The following is a 22494-nucleotide window of genomic DNA, read 5'->3' on the forward strand; positions in this document are numbered from 1 at the left end:
TTCAGGCCGCGGCGGCGCGGCGCTTGAGCACCGCGCCGGCGATGATGCCCAGTTCGTAGAGCAGGCACATCGGGATCGCCAGCATCAGCTGCGATACCACGTCGGGCGGGGTGATGATGGCCGCCAGGATGAACACGCCCACCACCACGTAACCGCGCGCCTCGCGCAGCTGCGCCGGCGTCACCACGCCCAGCACCACCAGCACGACCACGGCCACCGGCAGCTCGAAGCTCAGGCCGAAGGCCAGGAAGATGACCAGCACGAAGTCGAGGTAACGGCTGATGTCGGTCATCATCGCCACGCCCTCGGGCGTGATGGCGGTGAGGAAACCGAACACCATCGGCAGCACCAGGAAATAGGCGAAGGCGCAGCCGGCGTAGAACAGCAGCACGGCCGCCACCAGCAGCGGCTTGGCCAGGCGCTTTTCGTTCTGGTACAGGCCCGGCGCCACGAAGGCCCAGGCCTGGTAGATCAGCACCGGCGCCGACAGCACCAGGGCGGCGAAGAAGGCCAGCTTCACCGGCGTGAAGAAGGGCGAGGCGACTTCGATGGCCACCAGCTGGCCGCCGGCCGGCAGCTTCGACAGCAGCGGCGCGGCCAGTTCGGCGTAAAGCCGGTTGGCGAAGGGCATCAGCGCCACGAACACCGCCAGCACCGCCACCACGCCCTTGAGCAGGCGCGAGCGCAGCTCGAGCAGGTGGCCCATCAGGGTATCTTCGGGCTGGCCGGCGCGGCCGTTCATGGCGCCGGCGGGTCCTGGCGCGGGGCGGGCGCGGCGGGGGCTTCAGGGGCTTCGGTCGCGGGCGGTTCGGCGGGCGGGGTTCCCTGCGCCTGGGCTTCTGCCTCGCGCACGGCGCCGCCGATGGCCTGGCCGGCTTCGCGCAGGTCGCGGGTGGTGTCCTGCACGGCCTCGCGCAGCTCGCGGGCCGGGTCGCCGACGCTGCGGCGCATTTCGTCGGCGGCCATTTCGCGCTCGAATTCGGACTTCACCGAATACCACTGCGCGCGCGCCTTGCGCACCCACAGCCCGGCGAAGCGCGCCGCCTTGGGCAGGCGCTCGGGACCGAGCACCACCAGGGCGACCACCGCGATCACCAGCAGTTCGCTGAAACCGATGTCGAACATGGACCAGGGCCGGCCGGGACCGGCTCAGCCGTCCTTGCGCGAGTCCTGCGGGGCGGCGTCGGACTTGGTTTCGCCGGCGTCGCGGCGCTCGCTGCCGAGCTGGACCGGCGGCGCGTCGTCGCCGTCCTTGAGGCCCTTCTTGAAGCCCTTGATGCCTTCGCCGAGGTCCTTGCCGATGTTGCCGAGCTTCTTGGTGCCGAAGATCAGCACGACCACTACCAGGACGATGACCCAATGCCAGATGCTGAAGCCGCCCATGAGCGTGTTTCCTGCGTCGTTGCGATGGGCGAAGGATAGCGCAGCCGGGGCCCGGCCGCGCCGTCCATCCGTCACTGTTTGACGGTGTTTTCCTCGAGCCGGTCGCGGAAATCGACCACCGCGCCCGGCGCGGCGGCCGTGCGGCCCTCGAAGATGGCCCGGGGGGTGGTGTTGCGGCCGTACACGGCCTGGTTGGCCTTGTGGTCGATGCGCAGCACGGTGCCGTCCAGGGCCACGCCGGCGAACAGGCCGCGGGCGCGGGAATAGCTGTAGATCTCGGCCTTGAGCTGCTCGTCGGTGCTGGCCTGGGCGCTGCGGCCCACCGGGCCGGCGGCCACCGAGGCGTCGGCGCCGAGCGTGAACTTGCCGTTGACGATGTTGTCCACGCCGCGCTGGCTGCGGAACACCAAAATCACGTCGGCCGACTGCACGCCGGCCTGGAAGCCGAAGCTGCCGCCGCCGAGCTTGATGAAGCTGGGGTTGGACCAGGTGCCGTCCGGGCTGCGCACCGACACCAGGCCCTTGCCGCCGCGGCCGCCGATGACCAGGCCGGCCTTGACCACGTCGGGGATGACGGCGATGGCGTGGGCCTCGGCGAACATCTTCTCGGGCACCGCCGTTTCCGGGATGCGCATGATCTCGGCCAGCACGCGGGCGGCGTCGGCCGCCTTGGCCTCTTCCTTGACGCCGGCCTGGGCGGGCAGCGCCAGCGCGAGGGCGAGCAGGGCGGCGAACGGGGCGAGGATTCGGGACATGGGTTCTCTCCGGGGAACGCAACGGTTCGAGTATGGTGGCGCGGAATGAACCGCGGGTGAGCCGCGCCTTCACTTGCGCGATGATAAGTTGCGCGCAGCCGACAAGGACAGGTCCGCATGAAACCCTATCTCGACGCCCCCGCCAGCGCCGGCCCCGGCCGCACCGCCCTGCTGGTGGTGAACCTGGGCACGCCCGACGCGCCCACCCGCGGCGCGGTGCACCGGTACCTGGCGCAGTTCCTGCACGACCACCGCGTGGTCGAGCTCACCCGCTGGCTGTGGTGCCCGATCCTGCACTTCATCATCCTGCCGCTGCGCTCGGGCAAGGTGGCGAAGAAATACGCCTCGATCTGGGTCGAGGGCGGCTCGCCGCTGCTGGTGTACACCCAGCGCCTGGCGCAGGGGCTGCAGCACGCCATGCCCGACGTGTCGGTGCGCGTGGCCATGCGCTACGGCAACCCGTCGGTGCCCGACGTGCTGCGCAAGCTGCAGGAAGAAGGCATGTCCCGCCTGCTGGTGCTGCCGCTGTACCCGCAGTATTCGGCCAGCACCTCGGGCTCGGTGCTCGACGCCGTGGGCAAGGAGCTGGCCGGCTGGCGCCGCACGCCCGACCTGCGTTTCATCGCCGACTACCACCTCGACGGCGGCTGGCTCGACGCCATGGAAGCGCGCGTGCGCGCCCACTGGGACCTGCACGGCCGCGCCGACCAGCTGGTGATGAGCTTCCACGGCCTGCCCAAGCGCTATGAGAAAGCCGGCGACCCCTACCCGCGCCAGTGCGAGGCCGGCGCCCGCGCCCTGGCCGCGCGCCTGGGCCTGGCCGAGGGCGAGTGGAAGCTCACCTACCAGTCGCGCTTCGGCCGCGAGGAATGGCTGCAGCCCTACACCGACAAGACCCTCGAGGCCCTGGCCCGCGACGGCGTGAAGACCGTGGACGTGGTCTGCCCGGGCTTCGCGGTGGACTGCCTGGAGACGCTGGAAGAGATCGCCGTCGAAAACGGCGAGGCCTTCCGCCACGCCGGCGGCGAGGCGCTGCGCTACATCAGCGCGCTCAACGACGAGCCCGGCCACGTGGCCGCGCTCGCCGCCATCGCCCGCCGCCAGCTGCAGGGCTGGCCGCACTGATGCACGAACAACGCATCGAAACCGCGCGCGGCCCGCTGGCGGCCCTGCGCGGCGGCCGTGCGGGCGGTCCGCGGCTGCTGTGCCTGCATGGCTGGCTCGACAACGCCGCCAGCTTCGTGCCGCTGTCGCCCTGGCTGGCGGAGTTCGACTGGGTGGCGCTGGACCTGCCGGGCCATGGCGCCAGTTCGCACCGCGCGCCGGGCTACGACTACGCCTTCGCCGACTGGTTGCACGACGTGCTGGACGTGCTCGACGCGCTGGGCTGGGAGCAGGCCGACCTGCTGGGCCATTCCATGGGCGGCGCCATCGCCTGCGCGCTGGCCGCGGCGGCGCCGGAGCGCGTGCGCCGGCTGGCGCTGGTGGAAGCGCTGGGGCCGGTGGCGGGCGACCCTACGCTGGCCGGCAGCCGCCTGCGCGACGCCGTGCGCGCCCGCCGCGCGCGTGGCACCCGGCCGGCGCGCGTGATCCCCGACCTCGACACCGCGGTGGCCATGCGCCTCACCGCCACGCAGATGGACCCGGCTTCCGCGCGCCTGATCGTCGAACGCAACCTGCAGCCGGTGCGCGGCGGTTTCGCCTGGCGCAGCGACCCGCGCCTGACCCTGCCCGGCCACGTGCGCATGGACGAGGTGGCGGTGCAGTCGCTGCTGCGCGCCATCGAGGCGCCGGTGCTGGTGGTGGCGGCCGACCCGGCGCCGCCGTATTTCACCGCCGCGGTGCGCGAGGCGCGCCTGGCCTGCCTGCGCGATGGCCGCGCGTGCGTGCTGCCGGGCAGCCACCACCTGCACATGGAGCAGCCGGACGCCGTGGCGGCGCCGGTGCTGGCGTTCCTGCGCGCTTAATCGGCGCCCGGCTGCACGGTGACGGCCAGCGTGGTGCCGCCGTCGGCCTCGGCCACGAAGTTGGCTTCCATGCGGCGCTGGTCCTTGGTGAAGCCGGCCACGTAGATCGGCGCCTGTTCGAGCACGGCCGATTCCGTCCAGCCCTGCGCCACCTGCGCCTGGCGGAATTCCGCGAACACCAGCGCCGCCGCGCGCGGGCTGCGCTGGCTCACCGACACCGCCTCGCCCAGGCTCATGGCGGTGACCAGCCGGCCGTCTTCGGGCAGGCGCACGTCGGCGGGGAAGGTGTCGGGCAGGCGCACGTCGTCGCCGCTGGTGGCGACGTAGGTGCCTTCCTCGGTTTCGATGGTGACGGTCTGCTGGCCGTCGGCGATGTCGACCTCGGCGTGCTGGCCGCTGCTGGCCTCGATGGCCTTTTCGACCAGGGTTTCGTCGGCCTTTTCTTCGGCCTTGCCGCAGGCGGCGAGCAGGACGGCCGCGAGCGCGGCGGCAAGCAGGCGGGGCATCGGTTCCACGGCGGTTTCCGGTGGGTCGGTTACCGGATCAAACGCGCCAGCGTTCCCTTCAAGGCCAGCCCCTCGCCGCGCAGGTAATCGCGCTCGTCGCGCCAGGCCGGGCAGCGCGCCTCCACTTCGCGCCAGAAGCGGCGCGAGTGGTTGGCGTGGATCAGGTGGCAGAGCTCGTGCACCAGCACGTATTCGAAGGCCGAGGGCCGGCCCAGCACCAGCGCCAGGTCCAGCGAGAGCGCGTCGGAGGGGCTGAGCGAACCCCAGAGCGAGGACAGCGGGCGCAGCCGGAAGGCCATGGGCGCGCGCGGCAGCGTGGGCAGGTATTTCGGCACCCAGGCACCGAGGTCGGCGCGCGCCTGTTCGAGGTAGAACTCGCGCAGCGCGGCGCGGATGCGGCGGTCGTCGGCGCGTTCGGGCAGGTGCAGTTCGATGCCGTGTTCGCCCAGGCGGGCGCGGGCGAAGCGGCCTTCGTGCCAGCTCAGCGGCACGCGTTCGCCGCGCAGGGGCAAGGGCTCGTGCTGGCCGCGGCCGAAGGGCGGCGCGTCGGCGGGCGCCTGTTTCGCCAGCTGGGCGAGGAGCCAGTCGCGGTGCTCGAGCAGGAAGTTTTCGGCCAGGCGCACCGAGGCCGTCATGGGTAGCGTGAGGCGCGCGCCCTTGTCGGAAACGATCAGGCGCAGCCGGCGTGCGCGGCGGTCGCGCACCCAGCGCACCGGCACGGCGCCGCCGTCGGCCAGGGCCAGCGCGCGGGTTTCGGGCGCGGGCGGGGCCGGGCGGGGGAGTCGCAGGAACATGGGGCTAATCTACCAAGGACGGCCGCGTGCGTTGTGTAGGAGCGGCTTCAGCCGCGAAGCTCTTCGCGAGAAGCTTCGCGGCTGAAGCCGCTCCTACGGAACAGCGGCGGGAACGGCGGGGCTCAGGCTTCGGCGGCGCTGAACTTGAGGACGCCGCCGAGCACGGCGAACAGGCGCTTGAGTTCGCCGGCCATCAGGGCGTAGCGGGCGTCGAGTTCGGCGTGCAGGCCGTCGCGTTCGGTGCCTTCGAGCTGGTCGACGGCGCCGTCGAGGAACTTGAGCTTGCGCACGACCAGGTCCTCGCCGAGCACGAAGCCGACGTGGTCGTCGAGCACCAGCGCCAGGCGCGTGACCTGCTTGCCGGATTCGAGGTGCTTGCGGATCTCGTCGGTCTGCAGCTCGTGGCGGCTGCAGCGCACCACGGCGCCGCCGTCCACGGGGTCCTTGAGCTCGCACTCGTCGCCCAGCACCAGGCCGCCGGGCAGGGGCTCGCCGGCCAGCCAGCCGGTCATCACCGCGCGCACCGAGGTCTCGGCGTTCAGCGGCAGGGCCGGGAAGCTGCCCAGCGCGTGGCGCAGTTCCGACACCAGGTTCTCGGCGGTCTTGCGCGAGCTGGTGTCGACGGCGATGAAGCCATGCTCGAGGTCGAGGGTGGCGTGGCAGCGCACCGGGCGCACGAAGGCGCGCGGCAGCAGCTCCATCACGATGTCTTCCTTCATGCGCTTGCGGGCGCGGCCGCCCAGGCGCCGGCCTTCCTTTTCCTCGATCTCGGCGATCTTGCGGCCGAGCTGGTCGTTGACCACGGCCGAGGGCAGCAGGCGGTCTTCGCCGCCCAGCGTGATCCAGATGCCGTCGCCGACGCGGTGGCTCATGGCCGCCTCGTCGCGACCGAAGGGCGAAACGAAGCCGCGCGACATCAGCTCGGAAGGACCGACCGGCTTGAGCCGGCATTCCTCCAGGCGTTCATCGAGGTCGGTCAGGGTCTTGGCGAGGGTGGCGGGAAAACGGAAAAACGTCAGGTTCCGGAAAAACATCAAGATTCCAATCAAAGAAAAATCAGGATTCGGGGTCGCCGGCGAGCCAGGCGTGGGCGTCGGGCAGCGGGCTGTCGCCCTGGCGGCCGAGCGCGAGGAAGTCGAAGAGCCTGGGGTCGGCCAGCTGCGAGGGACGCACGTCGGCCAGCGCCCTGGCGATGGTGTCGATGCGGCCGGGGCTTTCCTTCTCCCACGCGGCCATCATGCGGCCCACCTGCTTGCGCTGCAGGTTCTCCTGCGAGCCGCAGAGCGTGCACGGGATGATGGGGAAGGCCTTCCAGTCGGCGTATTCGACGAGGTCGGCTTCGCGGCAATAGGCCAGCGGCCGGATCACCACGTGCTCGCCGTCGTCGCTCATGAGCTTGGGCGGCATCGAGGCCAGCTTGGCGTGGAAGAACAGGTTCAGGAAGAAGGTGGCCACCAGGTCGTCGCGGTGGTGGCCGAGCGCGATCTTGGTGAAGCCCTGCGCCTTCGCATGCGCGTACAGCGCGCCGCGGCGCATGCGCGAGCACAGCGAGCACATCGTCTTGCCCTCGGGCACCACGCGCTTGACCACCGAATAGGTGTCCTGCTCGAGGATGGTGAAGGGCACGCCGATGGACGCGAGGTAATCGGGCAGCACGTGTTCCGGGAAGCCCGGCTGCTTCTGGTCCAGGTTCACCGCCACCAGCTCGAAGCGCACCGGCGCCTTCTTCTGCAGCTGCAGCAGGATGTCGAGCATGGCGTAGCTGTCCTTGCCGCCGGACAGGCAGACCATCACCTTGTCGCCGTCCTCGATCATGCCGAAGTCGGCGATGGCCTGGCCCACCTGGCGGCGCAGGCGCTTGGCCAGCTTCTGGCGTTCGTGCGCCTGCTTCCGGGGCGCGGCGCCTTCGGGCGCGGGCTGGCGGGGCAAGGGATCGTGCAGGACCAGGGTCATGGCATCGGGGCGGGACAGCGGGGCGGGCATTCTAACCCCTGTCGCCGGCCGTGCCGGGGCGCTAGGCTAGCGGTGTCAGGGAGAGAGGCATGGCCACGGAAGATCCCGGGAAAATCGCCGCCCAGCTGGTTGAGCTCCGGGTCGAGCACCGCGACCTGGACGAGGCCATCGCCCGCCTCGCCGCCGACCGCGGCGCCGACGAGCTCACGCTCAAGCGCCTGAAGAAGCGCAAGCTGCGCATCAAGGACATGATCACCGCGCTCGAGAGCCGGCTGATCCCCGACCTCGACGCCTGATCCCGCCGGCTCAGGCCGGCAGGTTGCCGCCGCCGGTGGACTGGGCCACCTTGCTCACCGCCTCCGGCGAAAGCTTGGCGATGGTGTGCCGCAGGTCGCGGCCCAGCACCACCTTGGCGTCCTTTTCCCAGGCCATCAGCGGCTCGTCGAAGTCGAGCTTGCCGTTTTCGCCCACCCACACCAGCTTCATCTCGCGCAGCTTCTGGATGAAGCCGCGGAACAGCGTCTTGTCGAAGAACTCCGGCGCCGCCGGCGCGTACAGCAGGCTCAGGCGCTGGGCGGTGAGCTGGCACAGGCTCTCGAGCTCGCCGGCACTGAGCGTGCGCGGGCCGTTCTTCACCAGCGTGGTGATGGCGATGAAATAGCGTTCGAAGGCCTGCTGCAGGCTGTGCGAGATGGCGCGCAGGCGGAAGACCTCGTCGGTCTGGCCCGGGCCGCGCGAGATGTAGCCGCCGTCGTCCTCGCTGGCCACCGACAGCAGGCCCTCGGCCACGAACAGGTCCACGGTGGCGTCCAGGCGCTCGGCGAAGCCGTCGGCGTCCCAGGGCAGGAACAGCTCTTCCTGCACGAACGGGTAGATCGTGCGGCCCAGGCGCAGCAGGCCGGCGCGGCTCATGCGGCGGTTGTTCTGGAAACACAGCGCCACCCAGGCCGCGGCCGCGAACAGGTGCAGCACGTTGTTGCGGAAGTAGCTCTGCAGCACCGCCGTTTCGCCCTCGACGCTGAGCACGTCGCCCAGCGGGTGCACGGTGCGGGTGAGCACGCCGATCTTCTCGCCGTAGGCGATGATCGCCGCCGGGTCCATGGTCGTCACGGTGACGCGGTCGGAATACGGCAGCGACGCCAGCAGCTTCTTGTACAGCGCCAGCTGCGCCAGCAGGTCGGCCTCGGACATGGCGTGCTTGGGCGTGGCCAGCAGGGCCAGCGCCAGCAGGTTCACCGGGTTCACGTCGGCGGCGCGGTTGATGTTGACCTGGATGCGGGTGGCGATGTCCTCCACCGCGTCGTTGAGCCAGGCCGGCTTCTCGTCGGGCTCGGCGGCGTTGCGTTCGCGCCAGTCCGGGGCGATCTGCTCGAGCACCTGGTCCAGGAAGATCGGCTCGCCGAAGTTCACCGCCACCTTGCCGTAATGCTGGCGCAGAATGCCGGCCGCGGCCTTGAGCAGGGCCCAGATCGTTTCCTTTTCCTTGGGCCGGCCGGTGAGCTCGTCGAGGTAGCTCTTGCCCTCGATCAGCTTCTCGTAGCCGATGTACACCGGCTGGAACACCACCTTGCGGCGCGGCGCGCGCAGGAAGGCCTTGAGCGTCATCACGATCATGCCGCCCTTGGGCGGCAGCAGCCGGCCGGTGCGCGAGCGGCCGCCTTCGATGAAGTACTCCAGCGAGAACCCTTCCGACACCAGCTGCGCCACGTATTCGCCCAGCACCGCCGCGTACAGCGCGTTGCCGCGGATCGAGCGGCGGATGAAGAAGGCGCCGCCACGGCGAAGGATGGGGCCGATCACCGGCATGTTCAGGTTCACGCCTGCCACGATGTGCGGCGGCACGATGCCGCGGGTGTAGAGCAGGTAGCTCAGCAGCAGGTAGTCCATGTGGCTGCGGTGGCAGGGCACGTAGATGACCTCGTGCCCGGGCGCGACCTGCTTGAGCGTGTCGATGTGGTTGACGTTGACGCCGTCGTAGATGCGGTTCCAGAACCCCGTGAGCGCGAACGAGGCCGATCGCACCACCGGGTTGGAATAGTCGGCGGCGATTTCCCAGGCGAAGCCGTGCGCCTTCTTCCAGGCGTCGAGGTATTCGGTGCCGTCGCGGCGGGCCTGGTCGTTGATGGCCTTGCGCACCGGCTCGGCGTCGAGCACGCGGTCCACCAGCAGGCGGCGGGTGGACAGGTCGGGGCCGATGACCGCGGTCTTGGTGCGGCGGAAGTGCGCGCGCAGCACGCGGCTGACCTTGCGCACCTGGCGCTCGTGCGGCAGCTCTTCGCCCAGGATCTCCCAGACGCGCACGCCGGGCGAGAACTGCACCAGGGTGTCGCGGCCGTTGAGCAGGATGGCCAGCAGGCGGCGGAAGCGGCCCACCAGCGCCCAGTTCTCCGAGAACAGCACCGAGAACCAGCCCGACTGCCGGGTGGGCGCGCGGCCGACGAAGATCGACACCGGCACCAGCTGCACGTCCTGGTCGGGGTAGAGCCGGTGTGCCATCAGCAGGCGCGAGAGCGCGTCGGAATGGCTGCGGTTCTTGGGCCGGCCGAACAGGCCCGCGCGCCGGCGCGACAGCGCCACGTAGGCGCGCTTGCGGCCCAGCGGGTCGCCCGGCAGCGCCGCCAGCGGCGACGGCAGGCCGGCCTCGCGGCAGGCGCGGTCCAGGATCAGGGTGTTCGAGAGCCCGTAGTTCTCGATGACGTAACAAACCGGGCGGTCGAGCGAAAACGGCGGCACCACCGGCTCGCGCTGGATCTGGATCCAGGGCTGCAGCAGCTTTTCCATGAAGCGCGCCCACAGCGGGGGGCGGGCGCGCGGGCGCGACGCGGGGGCCTGGCCGGGCGGCGGCGGGGTGGTGGCATCCATGGGGCGGGGCTCAGCCGGCGTTGCCGGCTTCCGGGGCCGGCGCCGCGACTCCGGCGGCTTCGGCGGGCACCGGGCCGGCTTCCGCCAGCTCGGTTTCGGTCTGTTCGATGGCGTCGGCGCTGTACCAGCCGTCGCCCACGCGCTGCATCTCGATCTCGAAGGCCACCGGCTTGCCGAGCAGCGGGTAGCTGACCTTCACCTGGGCGCGGTCGCCTTCGCTGGAAACGAGCTCGACGGTGGCCTGGTCCAGCGACTGGTCGAGGTCGAAGTCGTAGGCGCGTGCGACCTCCTTCAGCCCGGCCAGGGCGACGCCGCCCTTTTCCATGGCCGGCATCATCGGCAGGGCACGGGCCTGTTCCAGCGTGGGCAGCTCCAGCTCGCGGGCGGTGCGGCTGAGCGCGGCCACGGCGCGGCGGGCGCGCTCGCGGTCGGTGAACAGCTCGGGCTGGGCCCAGGCCAGCAGGGCCTCGACCACGGCGGCGCCGTGCTCCTTTTCGGCCGCGCTGAGCTCGGTGTTGGCCTGGATGGCGGCGCCCAGGAAGATCGAGGCGGTGGCCTGCATCAGCGGCCACTGGCCGGCGGCCTCGGCCTGGAACTTGGCCAGCTTGGGCTCGAGGTCGCGCATCAGGGCCTTCTCGGCGTCCGGTGCGGTGAGGCGGGCCATCATGTCGGCGTATTCGCGGGCGTCTTCCGGGTCCACCGGCTCGGCCTCGGCCTGGCGGCGGGCCCAGAGCGCCTCGCTGCGGGCGTGCAGCTCGGGCGGCAGGCTCAGGCGGGAATAGCGCACCAGGTCGTTGTCGCGCAGGGCCTTCACCTGGGCCTGCACGGCGCCCACCGGGTCGCCGGGCACGGCGGCCAGGTCGGCGGGCTCGCGGCGGCAGGCCACCAGGGCCAGCACCAGCAGGAGCAGGGCGGCCAGGGCCCGGGCGGGTCGGAATCGGGTCATGGGGCGGTCGGGACCGGTCATTCGGGCGCTGAATCTAGCAGATCGGATGTTCAGGGCCCGTTCGCGGCCGGGCCGCGGGCGCCTCAGCGGGACAGGGCCGCCGCGACCTGGGACTGGATCAGCTCGGCCGCGGCCACCGGGTCGGCGGCCTGGCGGATGGGGCGGCCCACCACGATGTAGTCGGCGCCGGCGGCGAAGGCCTGGGCCACGTCCACCGTGCGCTTCTGGTCGTCCCCCGACGGGCCGGCGGGGCGGATGCCGGGGCAAACCACCAGGAATCCCGGACCCGTGGCCTGGCGCAGCGCCGCGGCCTCCTGGCCCGAGGCGATGACGCCGTCGCAGCCGGCGGCCTGGGCCGCCAGGGCGCGTTCGACCACTACTTCGGAGGGCTCACGATCGATGCCCAATTGGCGAAGATCGCTGCGATCCATGGAGGTCAGCACGGTCACCGCCAGCAGGCGAATGTCGCCCTTCTCCTGCGAAGCGGCGTACATCATGCCGTGATGTTGGCCGTGGATGGTGCACAGCGACACCGGGTAGCGGCGCAGGCCGCGGATGGTGGCGGCCACGGTGGCCGGTACGTCATGGAACTTCAGGTCCACGAACACCTGCTTGCCGCGGCCCGCCAGGTCTTCCAGCACCCGGAAGTAGTCGCCGCTGGTGAGCAGCTCCATGCCGATCTTGTAGAAGGACACCGAGTCGCCCAGCCGGTCCACCCAGGCGGTGGCCTCGGCGGCGGTGGGCACGTCCAGGGCGAAGATCAGGCGGTCGCGGGCGGGGATCATGGGTTTACTCGGCGTACTTGAGCGCGTCGAGCTTCATGCGGCGGCGCTCGGCCTCCGGCAGCTCCCAGGCGTTGTTGAACAGGGCCGGCTCCCAGCTGCCGTAGGTCGGGTTGGGCAGCACGAACCAGCGTTCGCCGAACCAGGCCAGGTAGGGGCGCAAGGCGTCCTTGCGGCCGGCCGGGTTGTTGGCCTCGATGCTCACCATGTCGCCGATCTGGTCGCCGAACTGCATCAGCACCCGGTGCGTGCGGCCCACGTGCTGGCGGCGGCAGCCCTTTTCCGAACCCTGCTGCTCGCAGCCTTCCACGAAGAAGCCCAGGCCCAGGAACTGGTCCTTGCTCTCGATCGGGAAGCCGGCCTTGCGCAGGTTGGCCAGGGTGGCCTCCTCGAGGTGGGCGGCGCGGTTGGAGACGTAGAACATGGTCACGCCGCGGGCGGCGGCGGCCTGGGCGAACTCGACCGCGCCGGGTACCGGCAGGGCCTTTTCCTCGCGCACCCAGCCGTCCCAGGTGACTTCGTTGTAGCTGGCGCCGTCGCGCACCAGGCGGGCCTGGTAGGGCGAGTTGTCGAGCACGGTCTCGTCGATGTCCACGATTACCGCCGGCGGCAGGCCGTCGGCCGGGTTGGCGCGCTCGGACGGCACCAGGGCGTCCCAGCCCGGGGTCTTGATGGCGCGGTCGAGCTCGGCCAGCGCGGCGCGGTACACCTGGCCCGACAGCAGCTGGTATTCCTCGGCGGTCTGCACCCAGGCCACGGCATTGAGGTTGTCGTTGGCGGCCGGGCCGGCGGGCGCGGCCACGGGCGCCGGGGCCGGCGCGGGTTCGGTAGCCACCGGGCGCGGGGCCGGGGCGGTCTGGCAGGCCGCCAGCGCGAGCACGAGGGTGGACAGGACCAGGGTGCGGGGCAGGGACATCGGCGGCTTCCTTCCAATCAAGGCCGCCGAGTTTAGCCGAGGCGCATGACCGAATTCCCCACGACGGGCCCCTGAAGGTGAATCCCGGCCGACCGCGCCCCGGCCGGGGCGGGGCGGATTCGCCGTCCTGCTGTTTCTTGCCCGGGGCGACAGTCCCCGGAAATACGAAGGATGGAACATGCAAAGCAAACTCCCGGCGGCGCGCGCCACCGAATGGCTGCGTGCCGGCCAGCGCGCGTTCGCGGCCCTGCCCAAGGCAGGCAAGGGCCTGGTGGTCGCCGCGGCCCTGGCCGGCCCGGCCCTGGCCTACACGCTGGCCGGCGGCGGCGATGAACCCGCCGCGCCGGTCGCCGCAGCGCCGGTGGCGGGCGAGGGCGGCGCCACCGGCGGGGACGCCGGCTTCCTGCACAGCGCCACCGCCGTGCTGTCGAAGGACATCGACCGCGAACTGGAGAAACTCACCCGCGCCGGCGCCCGCGCCACCGCGGCGGTGGACCCGGAGCAGGCCGAAGACATCGATTTCGACGACGCACTCGCGTTGCTCGCGGCGCGCGTGGAAGCCGCCGAGGGCGGCGAGGACCTGCTCGAGACCCTGCGCGACAGCGACCAGGCCGACCAGCCGGACCTGCTGCTCTCCCACGCCCTGCCGCTGATGGCCACCGGCGACACCTGGGGCGCGGTGGCCAACCTGCTGGTGGCGCAGGAGCAGGACGAGGACGACGCCACGCCGCTGGTGAACCTGGCCGCCGTGGCCAACAGCCAGGGACTGCCGGCGGTGGCGCTGGCGCTGCTGGAAGAAGCCGAAGCGCGCGAAGTCGCCGACGACGCCGCGCCGCTGGGCATGCGCGAACAGGCCGCGTTGCTCAACAACCGCGGCCACGCGCTGGTGCTGCTGGGCCGCCACGAGGACGCCGAAGCCCCGCTGCGCGAAGCGCTGGCGATGAACCCGGAGATGAGCGAAGCCGCCCGCAACCTGGTGCACGTGCTGCTGAAGCAGGAGCGCGAGGACGAGGCGCGCGCGCTGATGCCGCGCGCCGTCTGGCGCCTGCGCGGCAACCCGGCCAAGCCGGTGCCGGTGCGTTCGACCGAGGTCGCCGAAACGCCGGCCGAACCGCCGCCGCCCGCCGGCAGCCCCGAAGAGCTGCGGCAGTGGACCGAGCAGCCCTGGCTGGAAGAGACGCACGGCGACCTGCACCTGCCGCTGTGGGTGGCCCTGGATCTGTCGAAGCGGGGGCAGATCGCCTGGCCGGAAATCCTCTATCCCGCCGCCGACGCCAGCTACGGCGGCTATTACGAGCGTGCCTCGGCGCGTTTCCTGGCCGCCCGCGAAAAAGCCGCCGCGCTGCGCGCCACCATGGCCGCGCCCACGCAGGCGCTGGTGGTGAAGCGCATGACGCTGGGCGAGACCATCCAGCAGATCATCCACACCAAGGCCTCGCCGCTGTGGATGATCGAGCCCATCGACACCGAGATGCACGTGCTCAATGCCGGCAAGGAGCAGCTGATCCTGTCGGGCAACGTGCCCACGCGTTTCGCGGCCCTGGACGTGGCGCGCGCCGAGTACGAGATGGAGAAGGCGGCCGACCGCCTGTACGAGCGCTATTGGCGCGATTCGAAATGCCCGGTGGGCAGCACCACGGACGAGTGCTGCGCCATCAGCCGCCGCGAGGTGGAGCGCAACCTCGTCGAGTTCACGCCCTTCGTGCGCGATTACGAAGAACAAATGCGGGTGTTCTTCCGCGAGGCCTATGGGCTGTCCACGGCCATCGCCAGCAACCTGCCGCCGGGCGGCTGGCACGACCTGACGCGCATCGACATCGAGCAGGCCGTGCACAACATGCATGGCCACGTGCAGCGCGAGGTGGCCTTCGGCTACAGCCACGCCGCGCCCACCGGCAGCGCCTGCTACCGCCCCGGCGGCGACGCCGACGGTGCCGCGCCCGACGTGGCCGTGGATGCGCCGGCCTGCAGCGCGGCCTCGCAGTGGGGTTCGGGCAAGTGGGCCATGTCCGACGCGTTTTCGGTGGAAGTGACCTGCGGCAAGATCAAGTTCGTGGCCGAGGTGAACATCATCGGCACGCGCAAGGTGAAGCTCGGCCCGCTCAAGGACCTGGGCGCCGACCTGGGCATGCATGCCGAGGTGGAAATAAGCATGGAAGGCACGGTGACGATATTCGCCGGGCCCAAGGGCGGCGTGTCCGGGAAGATCGGCGGCGCCGGCGGCGACTTCGGCGTGAAGGACGGCATCTACGCGGTGATCGGCCGCGAGGGCGTGCAGGACGTGGGCTTCCGCGTGGTGGTCGGCGGTGGCGTCGGCGCCGGCCAGGGCGGCGGCACCCACGACGTGGACAGCATGGACTTCTCGCTGGTGTCGGCGCTGTAAGCGCGCCGCTCAGTCGTTGAACAGCGCGGCGATGGCGTCCATGTGGGCGCGGCCGCGCTGCTTCTTTTCGGCGGTTTCGCGCTCGGGGTCGCTGCCGTCGCGCAGCAGGTCGCCGGCCGGCAACTCGTCCAGGAAGCGGCTGGGCAGCAGGTGCTGCAGCTCGCCCCAGCGCTTGATCTCGGCGCTGTGGGCCAGGTACAGCCGTTCCTTGGCGCGGGTGATGCCCACGTACATCAGGCGGCGCTCTTCCTCGAGGCGGTTTTCCTCGAGGCTGGCTTCGTGCGGCAGGTTGCCGTCCTCGCAGCCGACCACGAACACCACGCGGAACTCCAGGCCCTTGGCGGCGTGCAGGCTCATCAGGCGCACGGCGTTGCCGGGCTCGCCGCGGTCGGCGTTCGAGAGCAGGGCCAGCTGCGCGGCCAGTTCGCCGGGACCGCCGCCGCGCGCGCCTTCGAACCACGAGGCCAGCTCGTCGAGATTGGCCTTGCGGCGCAGGAACGAGGCTTCGTCCTTGCACTGGCTGCGGATCATGCCCAGCAGGCCGCTGCGTTCGGCCAGCTGCGGCACCAGTTCGGCCGGGGTCAGGCGCTCGGCGTCGTCGCGCAGGGCGTCCACCACGCGGGTGAATTCGTCCAGGCCGGCGGCGGCGCGCGGCGTGAGCTGCTTGAGGAAACCGATCTGGCCGGCGGCCTTCGACAGCGGCATGCCGGCGGTCTGGGCCATGGCGGCGAGTTTTTCCAGCGTGGTGGCGCCAACTTCGCGCTTGGGCGCGGCGATGGCGCGCAGGAAGGCGGCGTCGTCGTCGGGGTTGGCCAGCACGCGCAGCCAGCTGAGCACGTCCTTCACTTCCGCGCGTTCCAAGAAGGCGGTGCCGCCGGTCAGGTGGTAGGGGATGCGCAGCAGCTGCAGCGCCTTTTCCAGCGGCCGCGACTGGTGGTTGCCGCGGAAGAGCAGGGCGAATTCGCCCCAGGGGATTTCCTTGGCCTGGTGCAGGTAGTGGATCTCGGCGGCGACGCGCTCGGCTTCGTGCTCGTTGTTGCGGCAGGCCCAGACTCGCACCGGCTCGCCGTCGCCGTGCTGGCTCCAGAGCTGCTTGAGGTGGGCGTGCGGGTTCTTCGCGATCAGCGTGTTGGCGCAGCGCAGGATGCGGCCGGAGCAGCGGTAGTTCTGCTCGAGCTTGATGACCTTGAGGTTCGGGTAGTCCTGGGCCAGCAGGTCCAGGTTCTCGGGCTGGGCGCCGCGCCAGGCGTAGATGCTCTGGTCGTCGTCGCCCACGCAGGTCATGTTGCCCTTGGGGCCGGCCAGCTGCTTGAGCAGGCGGTACTGGGCGCCGTTGGTGTCCTGGCACTCGTCCACCAGCAGGTAGCGCAGGCGCTCGCGCCAGCCGGCGGCGAGGTCGGCGTCGGCTTCCAGCAGTTGCAGCGGCAGGCGGATCAGGTCGTCGAAGTCAACCGCGTTGAAGGCCTGCAGGCGCTCCTGGTAGCGGGCATAGATGCCGGCGGCCTCGCGCTCGCGGGTGCTGCGCGCGGCCTCGGCGGCCTGCTCGGGCGTGAGGGCGTTGTTCTTGGCGGTGCTGATGAGGTTCTGCAGCGCGTAGAGCGCGTCGTTCTTCAGGCCGTTGGGCGCCAGGTCCTTGATGATGGCCATCTGGTCGTCGGCGTCGAAGATCGAGAAGCCGCGGCGCAGGCCGGCCTTGTCGTGTTCGATTTGCAGGAAGCGCAGGCCCAGCGAGTGGAAGGTGGTGACCGTGAGGCCGTCGGCCGCGTCGCCCTTGATGCGCCTGGCGACGCGCTCGCGCATTTCCTTGGCCGCCTTGTTGGTGAAGGTGATGGCGGCGATGTGGCGGGCTTCGCGCTGGCCCGAGGCGATCAGGTGGGCGATCTTCTCGGTGATCACGCGCGTCTTGCCGCTGCCGGCGCCGGCCAGCACGAGCAGGGGGCCGGTCGTGTAGGCGACCGCTTCTTTCTGTGGGGGATTGAGGCCGTGCATGCCGGCGGGATTGTAGCCGTGTACCAGGTTGATTTTATTGCCCGGCCCCATCGTCGTGATTCCTGCGGGCGGCTTGGCGGGCAATAAAATCAACCTGGTACACCTGCTTCACCAGCCAATAAAATCAACCTGGTACACCTGGTTCAGGCACGCATTACAATCGCGGGCATGCTGCAGGTGACGCCGACGCTGGCCATTCCCGACGACGAGCTGGTCGAGCGTTTCGTGCGCTCGGGCGGACCGGGCGGGCAGAACGTGAACAAGGTCTCCACCGCGGTGGAGCTGCGTTTCGACGTGGCCAACTCGCCCTCGTTGCCGGAACCGGTGCGCGCGCGCCTACTGGCCCGGCGCGACCGCCGCCTCACCGACGAAGGCGTGCTGGTGCTCAGCGCCCAGCGTTTCCGCACCCAGGACCGCAACCGCGAAGACGCCCGCGAGCGCCTGGCGGAGCTCATCGCCGCCGCCACCGTCGCGCCCAAGAAGCGCATCGCCACCAAACCCACCAAGGGCTCGAAGGAGCGCCGGCTTGGCGCCAAGCGCGAGCGCTCCACCGTGAAGCGCCAGCGCAGCAGTTCGGGCTGGGACCGCGAATGAGGCCCGTCGTCCCGGCCCTGCCGCCGAAAGCGCCGCGCGTGGGTTCCGCCCTGGGCCGCTGGTTCGGCCGCAGCATCCTGCGGCTGGGCGGCTGGCGCGTCACCGGCGAGTGGCCCGACCTCGACCGCGTGGTCATCATCGTCGCGCCGCATTCCTCGGGCTGGGACGCGGTCTGGGGCCTGGCCGCGAAGCTGGCCATGGGCCTGGACATCGCCTTCATGGCCAAGGCCGAGCTGTTCAAGGGCCCGCTGGGCTGGCTGCTGCGCTGGTTCGGCGGCATCCCGGTGGACCGCAGCGCGCCGGGGGGCATCGTCGACCAGTCGGCCGCGCGCATCCGCGAGACCGCCAACATCTGGTTCCTGCTGGCGCCCGAAGGCACCCGTCGCCGGGTGGAGCGCTGGAAGCCGGGGTTCTGGAAGATCGCCCGCCAGGCCGGCGTGCCGGTGTTCTGCGCCGCCTTCCATTACCCGGAAAAAACCATCGTGCTCGACCAGCTGGTCGAACTCACCGACGACTTCGAGGCCGACATGGCCCGCATCCGCGCGCTCTACCGCCCGCACGTGGGCCGCAACCGCGACACGCTCTGAGCCCTAGCGTTCGGAGTGCCCGGCGTCGAAGTAGTCGCGGCGCTCGAACAGCCCCGGCTTCACCAGGTCCACGAACGCGCGCGCCTGCGGGCTGAGGTATTTGCCCTTGCGCATCACCACGCCGTAGCTGCGCGGCGGGAAATACTCGGCCAGGCTGCGCGCCACCAGGCGCTCCTTGTCGGCGTCGGTGAGGCAGATGGCGGTGACGATGCTGATGCCCAGGCCCATGGCCACGTACTGCTTGATCACCTCCCAGCCGCCCACTTCCAGCGCCACCGTGTAGGGCACGCGCCGCTGCTGGAATACCAGGTCCACCAGCCGGTAGGTGGTGAGCCGGCGCGGCGGCAGGATCAGGCCGTAGGGCGAGAGGTCCTCGAGCCGCAGGTCGGGTTTGTCCGCCAGCGGGTGCCCGGGCGGGCAGATCAGCATAGGGTCGAAGGAATAGACCGGCGCGTAGGCCAGGTCGGTGGGCACGTCCAGCATCGAGCCCACGGCCAGGTCGACGCCGTCCGAGCGCAGCAGCCCCAGGCCGTCCTGGCCGGTGACGTTGTGCAGCACCAGCTGCACCTCCGGGTACTGGGTCCGGAAGGCCTGCACCAGCTTGGGCAACAGGTAGAGGATGGTCGAACTGCCGGCCGCCACGTGCAGCTCGCCGGCCTGCAGGCCCTTGATGCGGCTGCGGAATTCGCCCTCCAGCCCGTCCAGCCCCTCCACCAGCGGCCGGGCCAGGTCGTACAGCACCTGGCCCTCGCGGGTGAGGCTGAAACGGCGGCCGATGCGCTCGAACAGGGCCGTGCCCAGCTCCCGCTCCAGGGCCTGCACCTGCAGGGTCACGGCTGGTTGGCTGAGGAAGAGCGCCTCGGCCGCGCGTGAGACGGAACCCAGCCGGGCCACCTGGCAAAAGGCGCGAACCGGCTTGAGGCGGTCGCCTTTGTAATAGAACCGGGCGTTGGGACCGGCCATAAGCCCCTGTTTCAGCGTGTTTATAAGCGTGGCTTATATTAGTTATCAAAACATTTGCTTTGTCAAATCGAGATTCCGGGGTCCAGAGTCGAATCCGACCCGACACCGGAGCCGCCCATGGCCGCCATCGCTTCCCCGACCCATCCGCCCGTGGAACTCGTGGGCCCCCGGCTGCCCGGCCAGGAAGACCTGCTCGGCCCGGCCGCCCTGGCCTTCCTGGTGGACCTGCACCGCGCCTTCGAAGGCGAGCGCCAGGCCCGGCTGGCCGCCCGCCGCCAGCGCCAGGCCCGCTTCGACGCCGGCGAGTTGCCCGACTTCCGCGCCGACACCCGCGCCATCCGCGAGGGCGACTGGACCGTGGCCCCGGCCCCGGCCGCGCTCACCGACCGCCGCGTCGAGATCACCGGCCCGGTCGATCCGAAGATGGTCATCAACGCCCTGAACTCGGGCGCCAGCTGCTACATGGCCGACTTCGAGGATTCCACCAGCCCCACCTGGGACAACCTGCTCACCGGCCAGCGCGCGCTGCGCAAGGCCGTCGCCGGCACCCTCGACTGGATGGCGCCGGACGGCAGCAAGCACTACGTGCTCGACAAGGCCTCGACCACCACCCTCATCGTCCGCCCGCGCGGCTGGCACCTGGACGAAAAACACGTGCTGGTGGACGGCGAGCGCCTCTCGGCCAGCCTGTTCGACCTGGGCCTGTTCGCCTTCCACAACGCCGCGGCGCTGCAGGCGAAGGACCGCGGCCCCTACTTCTACCTGCCAAAGCTGCAGTGCATGGAAGAGGCGGCGCTGTGGGAGCAGGTGCTGTCCCTCATCGAGCAGCGCCTGCGCTTGCCGGCCGGCTGCATGAAGGTGACGGTGCTGGTGGAAACCCTGCCGGCCGCGTTCGAGATGCACGAGATCCTGCACGCGCTGCGCACCCGCATCGTCGGCCTGAACTGCGGTCGCTGGGACTACATCTTCAGCTACCTCAAGACCTTCCGCCGGCACGGCAACCGCGTGCTGCCCGAACGTGGCCAGGTCGGCATGACCCAGCCCTTCCTCAAGGCCTATTCGGAGTTGCTGATCCAGACCTGCCACCGCCGCGGCGCGCACGCGATGGGCGGCATGGCGGCGCAGATCCCCATTGCCGGCGACCCGATCGCCAACGAAGAGGCCCTGGCGCGCGTGCGCGCCGACAAGCAGCGCGAAGCCAGCGCCGGCCACGACGGCACCTGGGTGGCGCACCCGGCGCTCATCCCGGTGGCGCGCGCGGTGTTCGACGAACGCATGCCCGGCCCCCACCAGCACGCGGTGCGCCGCGAGGACGTGCAGGTGGACCGCGACACGCTGATCCGCCCGAGCATCGGCAGCATCACGCGCAAGGGTTTCGACAACAACGTCGAAGTCTGCGTGCGTTACCTCGCCGCCTGGCTCGACGGCCAGGGCTGCGTGCCCATCCACTGGCTGATGGAGGACGCCGCCACCGCCGAGATCGCCCGCGCCCAGCTGTGGCAGTGGCTGCACCACGGCCACCTGCACCTCGACGACGGCACGCCGGTGGACTTCTCGCTGTTCGACCGCGCGCTGCTGGCGCTGCCCTCGAAGCTGGCCGACCGCATGAAGCTGCCGGGCGCCTCGAAGATCAACGAGGCCATCGCCCTGCTCGACCAGCTCACGCACGCCGACGAACTCGCCGAGTTCCTCACGCTGCCCGCCTACGAACGCCTCAACTGATTGCCTTGCCCTCCCCACTGACCCAAGGAACGCCGCCATGACCAGCCAACTCCCCACCGCCGAACAACTCAAGCAGCAGTGGGCCACCGACCCGCGCTGGGCCGGCATCCGCCGCGGCTACAGCGCCGAGGAAGTGGTGCGCCTGCGCGGCACCGTGCACGTCGAACACTCGCTGGCCCGCCTGGGCGCCGAGAAGCTGTGGAAGTACCTGGGCGAGAAGCCGTTCGTGAATGCGCTCGGCGCGCTCACCGGCAACCAGGCCATGCAGCAGGTGAAGGCCGGACTGAACGCCATCTACCTCAGCGGCTGGCAGGTGGCGGCCGACGCCAACGTGGCCGGCGAGATGTACCCCGACCAGTCGCTGTACCCGGCCAATTCCGTGCCGCTGGTGGTCAAGCGCATCAACAACACCCTGCTGCGCGCCGACCAGCTGCACCACGCCGAGGGCAAGGACGACATCGATTTCCTGCAGCCCATCGTCGCCGACGCCGAGGCCGGTTTCGGCGGCGTGCTCAACGCCTTCGAGCTGATGAAGGCCATGATCGAGGCCGGCGCCGCCGGCGTGCACTTCGAGGACCAGCTGGCCAGCGTGAAGAAATGCGGCCACATGGGCGGCAAGGTGCTGGTGCCGACCCAGGAAGCCGTGCAGAAGCTCATCGCCGCGCGCCTGGCCGCCGACACCATGAACGTGCCGACCCTGCTGGTGGCGCGCACCGACGCCGAGGCCGCCGACCTGATCACCTCCGACATCGACGACAACGACAAGCCCTTCTGCACCGGCGAGCGCACCGTCGAGGGTTTCTACAAGACCCGCAACGGCCTGGACCAGGCCATCAGCCGCGGCCTGGCCTACGCGCCCTATGCCGACCTGGTGTGGTGCGAGACCGGCAAGCCCGACCTCGAGTTCGCGCGCAAGTTCGCCGAGGCGATCCACGCGAAGTTCCCGGGCAAGCTGCTGGCCTACAACTGCTCGCCCAGCTTCAACTGGAAGAAGAACCTCGACGACGCCACCATCGCCAAGTTCCAGAAGGAGCTGGGCGCGATGGGCTACAAGTTCCAGTTCATCACCCTGGCCGGTTTCCACAGCCTCAACTACGGCATGTTCGAACTGGCGCACGGCTACGCCCGCCGCCAGATGAGCGCCTTCGTCGAGCTGCAGGAGAAGGAGTTCGCCGCGGCCGAGAAGGGCTTCACCGCGGTCAAGCACCAGCGCGAGGTCGGCACCGGCTATTTCGACGCCATCACCCAGACTATCCAGGGTGGGCAGAGCTCGACCGTGGCCCTGAAGGGCTCGACGGAAGAGGAACAGTTCCACGGGGAGCGCCCGGCGGCCGCCGCCTGAGCGTGGTCGCGGCCCCGGCCTCCGGGCCGGGGCCGCGACAATTTGACGCA

General features: G+C 70.6%; 22 protein-coding genes. 8 read left to right on the top strand and 14 right to left on the bottom strand.

The genetic code is table 11. The annotated features are described in order from the left end of the window. Position 1: 1 nt before the first annotated feature. The 4 genes from tatC to N790_RS01595 all read right to left on the bottom strand — a co-directional run bounded on the left by tatC (position 2) and on the right by N790_RS01595 (position 2138). The gene (gene tatC / locus N790_RS01580; protein WP_043799970.1) at positions 2 to 742 is read right to left on the bottom strand and encodes a twin-arginine translocase subunit TatC; all 741 of its coding nucleotides are present in this window, start codon (positions 740 to 742) and stop codon (positions 2 to 4) included. Next, positions 739 to 1125 carry a Sec-independent protein translocase protein TatB gene (tatB, locus tag N790_RS01585; RefSeq protein WP_043800011.1) on the bottom strand — a complete coding sequence of 129 codons (387 nt, stop codon included), beginning with the start codon at positions 1123 to 1125 and terminating at the stop codon, positions 739 to 741. The genes tatC and tatB overlap by 4 nt, the downstream gene beginning before the upstream one ends. 24 nt (positions 1126 to 1149) lie before the next feature. Continuing rightward, entirely contained in the window at positions 1150 to 1383 is a 234-nt protein-coding gene (tatA, locus tag N790_RS01590; protein WP_043799971.1) for a Sec-independent protein translocase subunit TatA, read from the bottom strand. 71 nt (positions 1384 to 1454) lie between these two features. Continuing rightward, entirely contained in the window at positions 1455 to 2138 is a 684-nt protein-coding gene (locus N790_RS01595) for a lipid-binding SYLF domain-containing protein (RefSeq protein WP_043799973.1), read from the bottom strand. 117 nt (positions 2139 to 2255) lie between these two features. Here N790_RS01595 and hemH point away from each other — a divergent pair, with 117 nt between their 5' ends. Both hemH and N790_RS01605 read left to right on the top strand, forming a co-directional pair. Beyond that, the gene (gene hemH / locus N790_RS01600) at positions 2256 to 3263 is read left to right on the top strand and encodes a ferrochelatase (RefSeq protein WP_052385590.1); all 1008 of its coding nucleotides are present in this window, start codon (positions 2256 to 2258) and stop codon (positions 3261 to 3263) included. Continuing rightward, a complete protein-coding gene (locus tag N790_RS01605) occupies positions 3263 to 4105 on the top strand; it encodes an alpha/beta fold hydrolase (RefSeq protein WP_043799974.1) in 843 nt (280 codons plus the stop codon). Before hemH ends, N790_RS01605 begins: the two co-directional genes overlap by 1 nt. Here the strand turns inward: N790_RS01605 and N790_RS01610 are convergent. The 4 genes from N790_RS01610 to ttcA form a co-directional block, all read right to left on the bottom strand. Then, entirely contained in the window at positions 4102 to 4620 is a 519-nt protein-coding gene (locus N790_RS01610; protein WP_043799976.1) for a hypothetical protein, read from the bottom strand. The genes N790_RS01605 and N790_RS01610 overlap by 4 nt on opposite strands. A 20-nt stretch (positions 4621 to 4640) precedes the next feature. After that, entirely contained in the window at positions 4641 to 5405 is a 765-nt protein-coding gene (locus N790_RS01615; protein WP_084062481.1) for a YgjP family zinc-dependent metalloprotease, read from the bottom strand. A gap of 122 nt (positions 5406 to 5527) precedes the next feature. Further along, a complete protein-coding gene (locus N790_RS01620; protein WP_043799979.1) occupies positions 5528 to 6439 on the bottom strand; it encodes a recombination-associated protein RdgC in 912 nt (303 codons plus the stop codon). Positions 6440 to 6461: 22 nt separating this feature from the next. Then, positions 6462 to 7358, bottom strand: coding sequence for a tRNA 2-thiocytidine(32) synthetase TtcA (gene ttcA / locus N790_RS01625; protein WP_043799980.1), 897 nt, complete (start codon positions 7356 to 7358; stop codon positions 6462 to 6464). Positions 7359 to 7447: 89 nt separating this feature from the next. Here ttcA and N790_RS01630 point away from each other — a divergent pair, with 89 nt between their 5' ends. Further along, positions 7448 to 7654 carry a YdcH family protein gene (locus tag N790_RS01630; protein WP_043799982.1) on the top strand — a complete coding sequence of 69 codons (207 nt, stop codon included), beginning with the start codon at positions 7448 to 7450 and terminating at the stop codon, positions 7652 to 7654. 10 nt (positions 7655 to 7664) lie between these two features. Here N790_RS01630 and plsB read toward each other — a convergent pair whose 3' ends face one another. From plsB to N790_RS01650, 4 genes are all read right to left on the bottom strand, one after another. Further along, positions 7665 to 10220, bottom strand: coding sequence for a glycerol-3-phosphate 1-O-acyltransferase PlsB (plsB, locus tag N790_RS01635; RefSeq protein ID WP_052385591.1), 2556 nt, complete (start codon positions 10218 to 10220; stop codon positions 7665 to 7667). Positions 10221 to 10230: 10 nt separating this feature from the next. Beyond that, positions 10231 to 11166, bottom strand: coding sequence for a hypothetical protein (locus tag N790_RS01640; RefSeq protein ID WP_043799983.1), 936 nt, complete (start codon positions 11164 to 11166; stop codon positions 10231 to 10233). Positions 11167 to 11249: 83 nt separating this feature from the next. After that, positions 11250 to 11951 (bottom strand): orotidine-5'-phosphate decarboxylase, encoded by a 702-nt coding sequence (gene pyrF / locus N790_RS01645; RefSeq protein ID WP_043799985.1) that lies wholly within the window; start codon positions 11949 to 11951, stop codon positions 11250 to 11252. 4 nt (positions 11952 to 11955) lie between these two features. Further along, positions 11956 to 12864 carry a 5'-nucleotidase, lipoprotein e(P4) family gene (locus N790_RS01650; RefSeq protein ID WP_043799986.1) on the bottom strand — a complete coding sequence of 303 codons (909 nt, stop codon included), beginning with the start codon at positions 12862 to 12864 and terminating at the stop codon, positions 11956 to 11958. A gap of 178 nt (positions 12865 to 13042) precedes the next feature. Between N790_RS01650 and N790_RS01655 the strand changes: the two genes are divergently transcribed. After that, positions 13043 to 15247: a tetratricopeptide repeat protein gene (locus N790_RS01655; protein ID WP_043799988.1), complete on the top strand. Its 2205-nt coding sequence runs from the start codon at positions 13043 to 13045 to the stop codon at positions 15245 to 15247. Between the two features lie 9 nt (positions 15248 to 15256). On the opposite strand, the gene N790_RS01660 is transcribed toward N790_RS01655, so the two are convergent. Then, positions 15257 to 17236, bottom strand: coding sequence for a UvrD-helicase domain-containing protein (locus tag N790_RS01660; RefSeq protein ID WP_043799989.1), 1980 nt, complete (start codon positions 17234 to 17236; stop codon positions 15257 to 15259). Positions 17237 to 17404: 168 nt separating this feature from the next. On the opposite strand from N790_RS01660, the gene arfB reads away from it, so the two are divergent. After that, positions 17405 to 17830 (top strand): alternative ribosome rescue aminoacyl-tRNA hydrolase ArfB, encoded by a 426-nt coding sequence (arfB, locus tag N790_RS01665; RefSeq protein ID WP_043799991.1) that lies wholly within the window; start codon positions 17405 to 17407, stop codon positions 17828 to 17830. Continuing rightward, complete coding sequence (locus tag N790_RS01670; RefSeq protein WP_043799992.1) at positions 17827 to 18417, top strand: 1-acyl-sn-glycerol-3-phosphate acyltransferase; 591 nt, start codon at positions 17827 to 17829, stop codon at positions 18415 to 18417. The genes arfB and N790_RS01670 overlap by 4 nt, the downstream gene beginning before the upstream one ends. Before the next feature lie 3 nt (positions 18418 to 18420). Here N790_RS01670 and N790_RS01675 read toward each other — a convergent pair whose 3' ends face one another. Further along, positions 18421 to 19380: a LysR family transcriptional regulator gene (locus tag N790_RS01675; RefSeq protein WP_043799994.1), complete on the bottom strand. Its 960-nt coding sequence runs from the start codon at positions 19378 to 19380 to the stop codon at positions 18421 to 18423. Between the two features lie 117 nt (positions 19381 to 19497). Between N790_RS01675 and aceB the strand changes: the two genes are divergently transcribed. After that, on the top strand, positions 19498 to 21102 hold the full coding sequence (gene aceB / locus N790_RS01680; protein ID WP_043799996.1) for a malate synthase A: 1605 nt from the start codon (positions 19498 to 19500) through the stop codon (positions 21100 to 21102). 37 nt (positions 21103 to 21139) lie between these two features. After that, positions 21140 to 22444 (top strand): isocitrate lyase, encoded by a 1305-nt coding sequence (aceA, locus tag N790_RS01685; RefSeq protein WP_043799998.1) that lies wholly within the window; start codon positions 21140 to 21142, stop codon positions 22442 to 22444. Positions 22445 to 22494: the final 50 nt, after the last annotated feature.

Origin of the sequence: Arenimonas malthae CC-JY-1, assembly GCF_000747075.1 — a bacterium.
GTDB lineage: Bacteria > Pseudomonadota > Gammaproteobacteria > Xanthomonadales > Xanthomonadaceae > Arenimonas > Arenimonas malthae.